This window comes from Rhodoblastus sp. (assembly GCF_019449565.1).
Classification (GTDB): Bacteria; Pseudomonadota; Alphaproteobacteria; order Rhizobiales; family Beijerinckiaceae; genus Rhodoblastus.
This window is the reverse complement of the sequence record NZ_JAGRPM010000027.1, coordinates 89,224-100,680: the sequence shown is the minus strand read 5'-3', so window position 1 is coordinate 100,680 and position 11,457 is coordinate 89,224. Positions and strand designations below refer to the sequence as shown.

The following is an 11,457-nucleotide window of genomic DNA, read 5'->3' as shown; positions in this document are numbered from 1 at the left end:
GCCGGGATCAGTCTCATAACGGGGCAGGAGTGCAATTATGGGTCAAGTCATCAGGAAATGCGCTCTCGCCGGCGCTGGCGCGCTGCTAGTGGCTGCGACGCCGGTTCTCGCAGGCGGCCATGTCGCCGGTCAGGGACACGGTTTTGGCGGGCCCCGCATGGTTGGCCCTGGACGCGCCATCGTCGCCAATCCGGGCGCCGCGACCATCATTCGTCCCGGCCCGGGACCGGGCTTCAGGCCGGGACCACAAGCGGGATACCGGAGACCGGGTTACCCCGGCGCCTATGGCCCTCGTCCGGGCTTCTTGGGCGCCTATGGCCGCTTCGGCTATGATTACGGCTACGCCCTTCCGCGCCGTCCTTACGGCCCGGTCCACGGCGGCGGCGTCTTTGGCAACGGGGACTTTGCCTACGCCATGCCGATTGCGCCATATGGCGTCTCCGACTATCCCGCCTATCCGGAGGGCTATGGCGACGCCAGCTACACGCCGACCGGTTATGGCGTGAGCTATAATGTTCCGCCGCCCATGTGGAGCTCGCCAAAGATCATTTATATCAAAGGCAACCACGCGGTGCGCGAGCGCTTCGTCCGGTCGCGGCAGGTCATCGTCGTGCGCGGCTCGGCCACAGTCGATTGACGCCGGAGCATAGTCCCGAAATTAAAGCCCTCGGCGACGCCCGAGGGCTTTTTTGTTCACAGCCCGAGCATTAGCTCCAGGTTCTGGACGGCGGCGCCCGAAGCGCCCTTGCCGAGATTGTCCAGCCGCGCGACGATCACGGCGTGGCGGCGCGCCTCATTGGCGAAGACCCGGATTTCCAGATCATTGGTGCCATTGAGCGCCTGCGGCTCCAGCTTGCCGTTCGCCTCGGCGGCGACGACGCGTACGTGGCGCCTGCTGGCGTAATGATCCCCCAGAACCGCCTCCAGATCGCCGGCGTTGGGCTTGCCCGGCAGGTCTTCGAGGCTGACCGGCAGGCTGACCAGCATGCCTTGCAGAAAATTGCCGACCGAGGGCACGAACAGCGGCCGCGCGCGCAGATGCGCATAGGCCATGATCTCGGGAATATGCTTGTGCTCCAGCCCTAGCGCATAAAGCTCATAGGGCGGCGCGCGGCCCGCCTCGTAATCCTCGATCATTTGCCGCCCGCCGCCGGAATAGCCGGAGACGGCGTTGATCGCGAGATGCTGGCCCGCGTCGATCAGGCCGGCGTCCACCAGCGGACGCAGAATGGCGATGGCGCCGGTGGCGTAGCAGCCCGGATTGGCGACGCGGCGCGCCGCCGCGATCTGCGCTTCCTGGTCGGCCGCGAGTTCCGCGAAGCCATAAGTCCAGCCCGGCGCGACGCGATGGGCGGTCGAAGCGTCAAGCACGCGCGGCGCGTCCGCGCCCAGCGAATCGACCAGCGCCACGCTCTCCACCGCCGCGGCGTCGGGCAGGCAGAGAATGGTCAGATCGACATGGCGCAGAATATCCGCCTTGGCGGCGACGTCCTTGCGCTTTTCCGGCGCGATGGAGACGATCTCGACATCCATGCGCCCGGCGAGCTTTTCGCGGATCTGCAAGCCGGTGGTGCCGGCCTCGCCGTCGATGAAGATCTTTTTGGGCGCGTCTGTCATGGCGGAAACTCCGTGGCGGATGGGGCGGTTTAGCGCGAAAGAATGACGGACAAAACAAAACGGCGGGCTTTTGGCCCGCCGTTCCGCAAAATGATCGTGAAGATCAGCGCTTCGAGAACTGGAAGCTGCGGCGGGCCTTGCGCTTGCCGTATTTCTTGCGCTCGACCACGCGCGAGTCGCGGGTCAGGAAGCCTTCCTTCTTCAGAGCCGGGCGCAGGCCGGGCTCGTAATAGGTCAGCGCCTTAGAGACGCCGTGGCGCACCGCGCCGGCCTGGCCGGACAGACCGCCGCCAGCGACGGTGACGGTGATGTCATACTGGCCATCGCGCTGGGCGACGCCGAGCGGCTGCTGCACGATCATGCGCAGCACCGGACGGGCGAAATAGACGTCCAGTTCGCGGCCATTGACGGTGACCTTGCCCGTGCCGGGCTTGATCCAGACGCGGGCGACGGCGTTCTTGCGCTTGCCGGTGGCGTAGGCGCGGCCGTACTTGTCGAGCTTTTGCACATGGACCGGGGCTTCCGGCGCCGGAGCGGCGCCGGCGCTCTTGAGGTCCTGCAGGGAGGAAAGGGTCTCGGCCATGATCAGTCGTTCCGCGAGTTCTTGGAGTTCAGGGCGGCGACGTCGAGAACAGTCGGGTTCTGAGCCGCATGAGGATGTTCGGCGCCCTTGTAGACGCGGAGGTTGCCGAGCTGCTTGGTGCCGAGCGGACCACGCGGCAGCATGCGCTGCACGGCCTTTTCGACGACCCGCTCGGGGAAACGGCCATCCAGGATGAACTTGGCGGAACGTTCCTTGATGCCGCCGGGGAAGCCGGTGTGGTGGAAATAGACCTTCTGGTCGCGCTTGCGGCCGGTGAAGACCACCTTGTCGGCGTTGATGACGATGATGTTGTCGCCATCGTCCATATGGGGCGTGAAGGTCGCCTTGTGCTTGCCACGCAGGCGCAGCGCGATGATCGAGGCGAGGCGGCCGACGACGAGCCCCTTGGCGTCGATCAAAACCCACTTCTTCTCGATTTCGGCGGCCTTGGCCGAATAGGTCTTGCCGTACATTTTCTCGTTTCCAATATGGCGCGGGACTCAATGTCCTGTTTGACAGGCTGGCGGGTCCCGGCGGGAAGATGCGGGCTTGTACGGACCCTCCCCCAGTTTGTCAACCGCCCAATCGCGCGAAACCGCCTGCAAAAGCAGTGGTTTTCAGAGAAAGGTATTTAGGTACCATGTTTCCGCGCGGCCGGGATGGCATATGTTCCAACCGCATGTGCGACCGGCTCCGCAGCGCCTTCGGAATAGAGCGTCGCCTCGCCGACCGCCAGCCGCTTGCCGAGCTTGAGCAGGCGGCATTCGACGATGACGTCGCCATGGGGCGGCTTGCGCAAGAAGTTGATGTTGAGATTGGTGGTCACGGCGGCGAGCGATTCCGGGCCGTTGTGAGCGAGGATCCCGACCCAGATGCCGACATCGGCCAGCGTGAACATGGCCGGGCCGGAGACCGTGCCGCCGGGGCGCAGGTGGCGCTCATGCGCGATCAGCCGCAGCCGGGCGGTCATGGGGCCAACCTCTTCCACCATGACCGTGCGCCCGCCATGGTGCAGTTGTGGGAAAGCCTCATCGAGAAGGGTTTCGATTTCGGCGACGCTCATCACCGGCTGGGGCAGAGCGGATTTGGGCATGGGCGCGACTCGGAAAAATGGAAGGGTCAAAAAAACGGAAGGGCGCGAAGCATCGCCCAAAACGCGGGCCGTTTCCAGACGGTCAGCCGCAAGGCGATATCTAGCCTGTTAATCTAAATCACAAATAGCCAGCAAATATTTGTATTAACTCGCTATTTTATGAATTCGACTTCATTCGGCGGCGGCGTCGGCGGAGGCCATGGCGAGGCTGCGTTCGAATTGCGTCCGGTACAGCATGGCGTAAACGCCGTTGCGCGCCAGCAACTCGTCCTGCCGTCCGGATTCCAGCACCCGGCCGCCTTCGATGACGCAGATGCGCTCAGCGCTGGCGACTGTGGTGAGGCGATGGGCGATCACGAGGGTCGTGCGTCCCGCACAGAGCGTCTTGAGCGCTTCCTGAACCGCGCGCTCCGATTCCGTATCCAGCGCCGAGGTCGCCTCGTCGAGCAGGATCAGCGGAGCGTCCTTGAGGAAGGCTCGGGCGATGGAGATGCGCTGGCGCTGGCCGCCCGAGAGTTGCATGCCCTGTTCGCCGACCGGCGAATCGTAGCCGCGCTCAAAACCCATGATGAAGTCATGGGCGAAGGCGGCCTTGGCGGCGGCGACGATCTCCTCGTCGCTCGCGCCCGGCCGGCCGAAGCCGATATTGTCGCGGACCGAGCCTTTGAACAGGAAGGTGTCCTGACCGACATAGCCGATCTGGCTGCGCAGGGAGCGCCGCGAAAAACCGGCGATGTCCTGGCCGTCGATGATGATTTTGCCGGCGGTCGGCTCGTAGAACCGCAGGATCATGCTCATGGCGGTGGTCTTGCCGCCGCCGGAGCGGCCGACCAGCGCCGTGGTCTGGCCTGGCTCCGCGACGAGATTGAGCTTGTTGAGCACCATTTCGCCAGCGCGATAGGAAAATTCCACGTCGGAGAATTCTACCCGGCCTTGGGTGATCTTCAGCTCCGGCATGTTGGCGGGCTCGGATTCCGGGGTCGGCTCGTCGAGGAATTCATAAAGCATGCCGACGCCGATCAGCGAGGAATTCATGTCCACATGCAGTCGGGCGACGCGCTTCGCCGGCTCCGTTGCAAGCAGCAGCGCCGTGATGAAGGCGAAGAAATTGCCGGGCTGGGCGCCGTCGTAAATGACGCGATAGCCGCCATAGACGACAACCGCCGCCACGGCGCAGCCGGCAAGCGTCTCCATCAGGGGACTGGAGCGGGATTGCACCCGCGACAGCTTGTTGGCCGCCGTTTCGAAGCTACGGATCGCCCGCAGCTGCCGCTCGCGCATGAACGGCTCAAGCGTGAAGGACTTCACGACGCGAATGCCCTGAGCGGTTTCCTGCAGGGATTCCAGGATGGCGGCGAAGCCATGGAACTCGGTCATCATGACCTTGCGGGCGCGATTGCCGAGTTTGCGGACGCCGAAGATAGCGAGAGGCAAGATCAGAATCGCGATCGACGCCAGCACCGGATCCTGCTGGAACATCGCGAAGGTCAGGCCCAGCGTGGTGAGAATGTCGCGGCCCAGCGCCGTGACCAAAGTATTTAGCGCGCTGCCTGCGGATTGGGAAATAAAGGCCTGCCGCGCGAGGAATTCGGTCGAATGGCGGGCATTATAAAAGCTCACGTCCATCGCCAGCATCTTGTCGAAGATGCGAGTCTGGCATTCCGCGATGATGTTGTTCGCGATGCGAGAGAGGATCACCTGCTGGCCATAGGTGGCGAAGCCCTTGGCCACGTAGATCGTGGTGATCGCGCCGCCAATGGCCCACATCGCCTCGATATTGCGATCGACGAAGATGCGATTGACAATACCGCCCATGATATAGGCGGAAATTGTCGTGGTCGCAGCAATGATGCCCATCATGGCGAAGGCGAAGAAATAGCCCTTGGCGTGCTTGGAGCCCTGTTCGCGCAGCAGGCGCTCGATCAGGTGCAACTGCCCGGCGCTGAAGAACTTCTTCTTGAGTGGCTTCAACAGGAAGGAGAACAAAGGCTGGGTCTCTCATCGGCTTGAGATTGGCTGTCGTAATTCCCGCCGTAAGGAACATGCGCGATGAACGCGACCCGGCCAGCGGCCCGCGTGATCAGCGCTTTCTCTGGAAGGGATTGGTTCACATGTCAATGCGGCGAGGCCGGGGCGCGGGCCTTGAGAGCTTGGCCATGGCAAAAAAGGCACGGCCGCGCCCCGGGCGGTTTTGCGCGCGCTTTTCGCTGAAATCGCCTGCGCTTCCAGCGCCAGCGGCTCAATGCCCGCGGAAAAACACGATCTGGAACAGCGACAACCCGAGTTCCGCGAGAATCATCAGGACAATCGCCGCCTCCATGAAGGAGGAACGGTCGGCGTCGATGATGTCGGTCAGGACGCGGACGGTCTCGACGATCACGTCGAGCTTGCGCTGCAGGGTCTGGCCCCGCTCCTTCAGCTCATATTCGTCTTCCAGCCGGGCGTAGAGCCTTTCGAGGTCCGGGCGATCCCACAGCACGTCTGGCTTGTCGTCGACAGCGACGCGGCCGGAAACGCGATGCTGCACGCCGAGCGCCTGACCGATCAGCCGCAGCATTTCCCGCCGGTCGCGCATGGGACGCCCGTGCTTGCCGAGCACATTGGCGAGCGGCTCGACCTTGTCGAAGACGGAATTGACCTCGCGCTCGTCGCGGCCCAGCGCCACGCTCTTCGCCAGGGCGTCGGAAAAAACCAGAAACCGCTCGTTCGACAGGTCGCGCAGCGCGATCTGACCACCCGTCACGACGCGGTCTTCGGCCTCGCCGATCAGCAGAGTCGCGATCTCGTCCTCCTTGCGCAGGCGGGCGCCGACGACGCGCCCCTTGAGGCCGGCGAGCACATCCTCCTCCTCCAGCGGCGTCAGCCCGACCATGACGGCGACGCCGAAGCGATAAAGGGCGACTTTGCCGTTCTGGCCGACATGAAAGGCCAGGGGCGAAGTCGAAATGGCGTCCGCCCGCTCCAGCCCGGCCACGTCGATGCGGTCGCCGAGGAGAAGCGCGCGCGTCGTCGCCCGAAAGGCGGGAACAGTGGGTTGCGAGTCGATCATCGCCTCGTTCTAGCCCAATTCTGCGACAATTTCTCCCCTTCCAGCACGCATGGCGCGCGCGGCCCTATTGCGCGGCCCCATCGCGCTTGCCCCGGCGCGGCGCGCGACTATGCTGGCCGCTGCGACTCTCTCGCGTCCTTTCGGTTGGATCGCCTCAAACCATGACCTTCACGCCCCATCCCTTCGCCCGTTTCATCGCCATTCTCGGCCGCGGCAGGAACCTCTCGCGCGCGCTCACCGTGGAAGAGGCCGAAGAGGCCATGAGCATGATCCTCGCCGGCGAGGTTCTGCCCGAACAGCTCGGCGCCTTTCTGATGCTTCTGCGCATGAAGGAGGAAAGCGCGAGCGAGCTGGCGGGATTCGTCAAGGCGGTGCGCAAGATCATGCCGCCGCCCGAAGCCGACCTCGTCGAACTCGACTGGTCCTCCTATGCCGGCAAGAAGCGGCAATTGCCCTGGTTCCTGCTCGCCGCCCTCTGCCTCGCCCAGGCGGGACTCCGAGTCTTCATGCACGGCTTCGACGGCCATACCGCCGGACGGCTCTATACGGGCGAAGTCCTCGCGGCGCTCGGCCTGCCGACAGCGCCGGATTTCGCGACCGCCGCACGCCAATTGCGGCAGAACAATTTCGCCTATATGGACCTCGCCGCGATCAGCGCGCCTCTCGCCCGGATGATGGGGTTCAAACCCATTCTCGGCCTGCGCTCGCCGATCCATACGCTGGCGCGGATGATCAATCCCTTTGGAGCGCCTTGCTTCCTCCAAGGCATTTTCCATCCCAATTACATGGCGACCCACCGCGACGCCGCCCTGCTGCTGGGCGAGAAGAACATGGTGGTGTTTCGCGGCGAAGGCGGCGAAATCGAGCGCAGACCCGCCAAGCCCTGCGAAACGCTGGGCGTGTTGGACGGGGTCGCGATAGAGGAGCGCTGGCCGCCGCTGATGGAAGAGCCGCGCCAGCTGCCGGACGAGGCCATGGACGTCGCGCGCCTGCTCGCGATCTGGCGCGGGGAGGCGAAAGACGCCTATGCCGACGCCGCCGTCATCGGCACGCTGGCGATCGCCTTGCGCGCCATGAGGCTTGCGCCGGACATCCAGATGGCGCAAAGCCGCGCGGAGGCGCTCTGGCGCGGCCGCGACACCGCCCGTCTGCTTGCGGCCTGATATAATTTCAGCCGCAGGGCGTCGAAGGACGCCCGTCTTTCGATAGACCTTGGTCGCGTTCGCTCCCGACCGGCCCTCACAGGTTTTACCCGTGAGGGCGCGTATGATCCTCAAAACACTGGACCCCCGATGGATCGCCTGCCCCTTTTCCTCGACCTGCACAAGCGCCGGATCGCGGTCGTCGGCGGCGGCTCGCTCGCCGCCCGCCGCATTGAAACGCTGGCGCGCGCCGGCGCAGAGGTCTGGCTGTTCGCCACCGCATGGAGCGATGAATTCGAGGCCCTGCGCGGCCAGTATCATCTCGGCGACCTCGGCGAGCGCAATGCCTTTTTCGGCTTTCCGCTCGCCTATTTCGCCTATGAGGCGGGCGAGGAGCCCGATTCCGCGCTGATCGCCCGGGCGCGCAACTCAGGCGCGCTGGTCAATGTCGCGGACCATCCCCGCATCAGCGATTTCATCACTCCCTCGGTGCTCGACCGCAGCCCGCTCATGGTGGCCATATCCACCGGCGGCGACGCGCCCTTGCTCGGCCGCATGCTGAAAGCGCGGCTCGAGACGCTGATTCCCGCCGGCTATGGCCGGCTGGCGGCGTTGGCGGGCGCCGGACGCGCCGCGCTCGGCGACAAGCTGGCGAACCATCAGTCCCGGCTGCGCTTCTGGGAGCGCATCTTCGACGGGCCGATCGCCGAAATGGTCCTTGCTGGCGACGACGCGGCGGCGCATGCGATGCTCGACCGCGAAATCGCCGAATGCCGGCCCGACGGCTCGGCCGCCGACGACCACCCCGTCGGCGAGGTCTATCTCGTCGGCGCCGGGCCTGGCGACCCGGACCTGTTGACCTTCCGCGCCTTCCGCTTGATGCAGAAGGCCGATGTCGTGCTCTACGACCGCCTCGTCGACCCCGCGATCATGGACCGCGTGCGCCGCGACGCCGAACGCATCTATGTCGGCAAGAAGCGCTCCGACCACGCCCTGCCGCAGGAGGAGATTGGCGACCTCATGGTCAAGCTGGCGCTGGAGGGCAAGCGCGTGCTGCGGCTCAAGGGCGGCGACCCGTTCATCTTCGGGCGCGGCGGCGAAGAGATCGAAAAGCTCGCCGAAAAGCGCATTCCCTTCCAGGTCTGCCCCGGCGTCACCGCCGCCGCCGGCTGTTCGTCCTATGCCGGCATTCCGCTGACCCACCGCGATTACGCGCAATCCTGCGTTTTTGTGACCGGCCACGGCAGGGATGGGCCAATCGAGCTGGATTGGTCTACCCTGCTGCGCCCGCGCCAGACCGTGGCGGTCTATATGGGCCTCGCCCATCTCGATTTCCTGATGAAGGAATTCCTGCGCCATGGCGCCGATTCTGCTTTGCCGGTGGCGATTGTTGAAAACGGCACGCGCGCGAGCCAGATCGTGGTGACGGGAAATGTCGGGAACATCGCGGGCAAGGCGCTCGCCGCCGGACTGCGCGGCCCCACCATCATCATCGTCGGCGAGGTCGTGGGCCTGCGCGACAAGCTGAATTGGTATGTTCCAAAATCCGAAGCGGCCGCAACAGGCGAATCCCAAGCGACTGCATCCAAGTGACTGCACCCAAGTGACCGCAACAAGCGAATCCAGAGAGTGACCATGGCCACCAATGAAGAGGCGCTTGCCGCGCTGAGCCATATCCCGGGACCGGACGCCAGGACGCCCCTGCCACAGTCTGGCGCCCTGTCCGGCCTCGTCATCGCGGGCGACAAAATCTATCTGACCATCGCGGTCGCGCCGGAACAGGCAAGGGCCAGCGAGCCGATGCGGCTCGCCGCCGAGAAGGCGCTGAAAGCCCTGCCCGGCGTCGCTGCCGCCTATGTGGCGCTCACCGCGGAACGCGCGCCTCAGCCCATTGCGCCCGCGGCGGCCCATGGCAGCGCCCCCGCGCCCGCCCAGGGTCCCGGACTCGACAAGGTGAAGAAGATCATCGCCATCGCCTCCGGCAAGGGCGGCGTCGGCAAGTCCACCACCGCCGCCAATCTCGCCGTGGCTCTGGCCGCTCAGGGCGTGAAGGTTGGCCTGCTCGACGCCGACGTGTTCGGCCCCTCGCTGCCGCTGCTGTTTGGCGTTTCCGGGAAGCCAAGCTTCACCGGCGACGGCAAGCTGCTCGCGCCCTTCGTCCGGTTCGGCGTCAAGCTGATGTCGATCGGTTTTCTCGTGCCCGAGGATTCCGCCGTGGTCTGGCGGGGGCCGCTGGTGATGACCGCAGTCAAGCAATTGCTGCGCGACGTGGACTGGGGCGATCTCGACATTCTGGTGGTGGACATGCCGCCCGGCACCGGCGATGTGCAACTTACCATGGCGCAGAACGTCTCGCTCGCCGGGGCCGTGATCGTCTCGACGCCGCAGGACATGGCGCTGATCGACGCGCGCCGTGCGGTCGCCATGTTCAACCAGGTCAAGACGCCTGTGCTCGGACTGTTCGAGAACATGAGCTATTTCCTCTGCCCGCATTGCGGCGGACGCACGGAAATCTTCGCCCATGGCGGCGCCAAGGCGGAAGCCGCGAAGCACGGCGTTCCCTTCCTCGGCTCGTCGCCGCTCGATATACAGATTCGCGAAACCTCGGATTCCGGGGCGCCGATTGTCGCCTCGGCGCCGGATTCGCCGCAGGCCAAGCCCTATTTCGACCTCGCCCGCGCCGTGCTCGCGGAACTGGCCAAGGAAAATCGGCCCGGGCCGGTGTTTTCCATCGGCTGAGCCCCAAGGAGTTTACATGGATCGCCGGGTTTTTCTGGCAGGCCTCGCGCTTGCCCCCTCAGCGCACGCCCTCGCGGCTTCGCTCGACGATTTGCCGCTCGTCGCGCTGCCGGCGGGCGCCGATCCCCTGACCGTGCCCGGCCTGTCATGGTTCGGAACGGGACCGTCGGCGATCGAGATTTTCGATTATAATTGCCCCTATTGCCGGACGGCGTTCCTGACGCTTGACGCGATGGTGGCGAAGAAAAGGCTGCGGCTCGGCCTGATCGACAGCCCGCAGCTTTCGTCCGGCTCGGTGCAGGCCGCAAAGCTGCGGCAGGCCGCGCTCATTCTCTACGGGCCGGACAAAGCCTATGAATTCCACCGTCGGCTTTACGCGCGCAAAGGCATGATCGACGGCGACGCCGCCCTCGCCGTGGCCGAGGATCTCGGCTTCGACCTCGCGAAACTGGCGGAGGCCGCCAATAGCCAGGACGTTCGCGGCCGCATCATCGCCCAGGCGCGTTTCCTCGATAATATCGGCGTCGCCACGACGCCTTCCTTCATCATCGGAGTGAAGTTGCTTTCCGGCTGGCCGGGCGCCGAAGGCTTTGGGGCGGCGCTGAAGGCGAAATCCTAATAGTCGGGGTGTTCCTTCACCTCCATCAGAACACAGCCGACCGCCGCATTGACCGCGTTTTTCAGCCGCGCCCGCTCGTTATTGAAGCGATAAACTTTTCGCGCGGCTTCTACGAAACCCGCGCCGAAGTCCCCGGCGCGCTCCATGGCGCGCAAAGAATCCTCGACGTCCCACAAGGCGCCGTTGACCACTTCGAGACGCGCCGCAAGCGCGGCGATCTCGCCCGTCGCGTCCGCCGCGCGCATGGGTCCAACCGCCTCGTGCAGCAAGGCCAGCTCCTGCGCCGCCATCAGCCGCTTTTGCACATTGCGCACGCGTTGGGTCTTCAGCGACAGGATCGTGATCTTGTCGATCAATTCGCCGACTGAAACCGGAATCGTCACCGCAAAGGCGTCCCCTGGCGCCGCCGTCGGGAGCCGTAATGCTCGCGCTTCCATCTCTTCCTCCACCGCTTCGTTCACAGGAGAGACAGATTGGGCGATGGAGCTTGCGCGGGATTGGCGGATGAAGCGACCTCACATCATCATATTCACCTTTCTTATATTAGGCTCAGACTATTTACGCTGGGCAAAAACAATTATATTTATCAATGAAATAGGCATTAGAGCAAAAAAG

12 protein-coding genes are annotated in these 11,457 nt (G+C 64.7%); 5 read left to right on the top strand and 7 right to left on the bottom strand.

What is annotated here, in order from left to right:
- Positions 1 to 37: 37 nt before the first annotated feature.
- A complete protein-coding gene (locus tag QZ409_RS06475) occupies positions 38 to 637 on the top strand; it encodes a hypothetical protein (RefSeq protein WP_296708177.1) in 600 nt (199 codons plus the stop codon).
- Positions 638 to 693: 56 nt separating this feature from the next.
- Here QZ409_RS06475 and argC read toward each other — a convergent pair whose 3' ends face one another.
- The 6 genes from argC to QZ409_RS06445 form a co-directional block, all read right to left on the bottom strand.
- Positions 694 to 1,617 (bottom strand): N-acetyl-gamma-glutamyl-phosphate reductase, encoded by a 924-nt coding sequence (gene argC / locus QZ409_RS06470; protein WP_296708174.1) that lies wholly within the window; start codon positions 1,615 to 1,617, stop codon positions 694 to 696.
- Positions 1,618 to 1,720: 103 nt separating this feature from the next.
- On the bottom strand, positions 1,721 to 2,200 hold the full coding sequence (rpsI, locus tag QZ409_RS06465; protein WP_283367203.1) for a 30S ribosomal protein S9: 480 nt from the start codon (positions 2,198 to 2,200) through the stop codon (positions 1,721 to 1,723).
- A 2-nt stretch (positions 2,201 to 2,202) separates the two neighbouring features.
- Positions 2,203 to 2,673 (bottom strand): 50S ribosomal protein L13, encoded by a 471-nt coding sequence (gene rplM / locus QZ409_RS06460; RefSeq protein WP_296708167.1) that lies wholly within the window; start codon positions 2,671 to 2,673, stop codon positions 2,203 to 2,205.
- Positions 2,674 to 2,831: 158 nt separating this feature from the next.
- Positions 2,832 to 3,293 carry a PaaI family thioesterase gene (locus QZ409_RS06455; protein ID WP_296708164.1) on the bottom strand — a complete coding sequence of 154 codons (462 nt, stop codon included), beginning with the start codon at positions 3,291 to 3,293 and terminating at the stop codon, positions 2,832 to 2,834.
- Between the two features lie 171 nt (positions 3,294 to 3,464).
- Positions 3,465 to 5,279, bottom strand: a complete 1,815-nt coding sequence (locus QZ409_RS06450) for an ABC transporter ATP-binding protein (protein WP_296708161.1) — start codon at positions 5,277 to 5,279, stop codon at positions 3,465 to 3,467.
- 253 nt (positions 5,280 to 5,532) lie between these two features.
- Complete coding sequence (locus tag QZ409_RS06445; RefSeq protein ID WP_296708158.1) at positions 5,533 to 6,342, bottom strand: RMD1 family protein; 810 nt, start codon at positions 6,340 to 6,342, stop codon at positions 5,533 to 5,535.
- Positions 6,343 to 6,503: 161 nt separating this feature from the next.
- Between QZ409_RS06445 and QZ409_RS06440 the strand changes: the two genes are divergently transcribed.
- The 4 genes from QZ409_RS06440 to QZ409_RS06425 all read left to right on the top strand — a co-directional run bounded on the left by QZ409_RS06440 (position 6,504) and on the right by QZ409_RS06425 (position 10,842).
- The gene (locus QZ409_RS06440) at positions 6,504 to 7,505 is read left to right on the top strand and encodes a glycosyl transferase family protein (protein ID WP_296708153.1); all 1,002 of its coding nucleotides are present in this window, start codon (positions 6,504 to 6,506) and stop codon (positions 7,503 to 7,505) included.
- A 129-nt stretch (positions 7,506 to 7,634) separates the two neighbouring features.
- Positions 7,635 to 9,077, top strand: a complete 1,443-nt coding sequence (cysG, locus tag QZ409_RS06435; protein WP_296708150.1) for a siroheme synthase CysG — start codon at positions 7,635 to 7,637, stop codon at positions 9,075 to 9,077.
- Positions 9,078 to 9,119: 42 nt separating this feature from the next.
- Entirely contained in the window at positions 9,120 to 10,223 is a 1,104-nt protein-coding gene (locus QZ409_RS06430; protein WP_296708147.1) for an Mrp/NBP35 family ATP-binding protein, read from the top strand.
- Between the two features lie 16 nt (positions 10,224 to 10,239).
- Positions 10,240 to 10,842, top strand: a complete 603-nt coding sequence (locus QZ409_RS06425; RefSeq protein WP_296708144.1) for a DsbA family protein — start codon at positions 10,240 to 10,242, stop codon at positions 10,840 to 10,842.
- Here the strand turns inward: QZ409_RS06425 and QZ409_RS06420 are convergent.
- Complete coding sequence (locus QZ409_RS06420) at positions 10,839 to 11,279, bottom strand: DUF6165 family protein (protein ID WP_296708140.1); 441 nt, start codon at positions 11,277 to 11,279, stop codon at positions 10,839 to 10,841. The genes QZ409_RS06425 and QZ409_RS06420 overlap by 4 nt on opposite strands.
- Positions 11,280 to 11,457 lie beyond the last annotated feature (178 nt).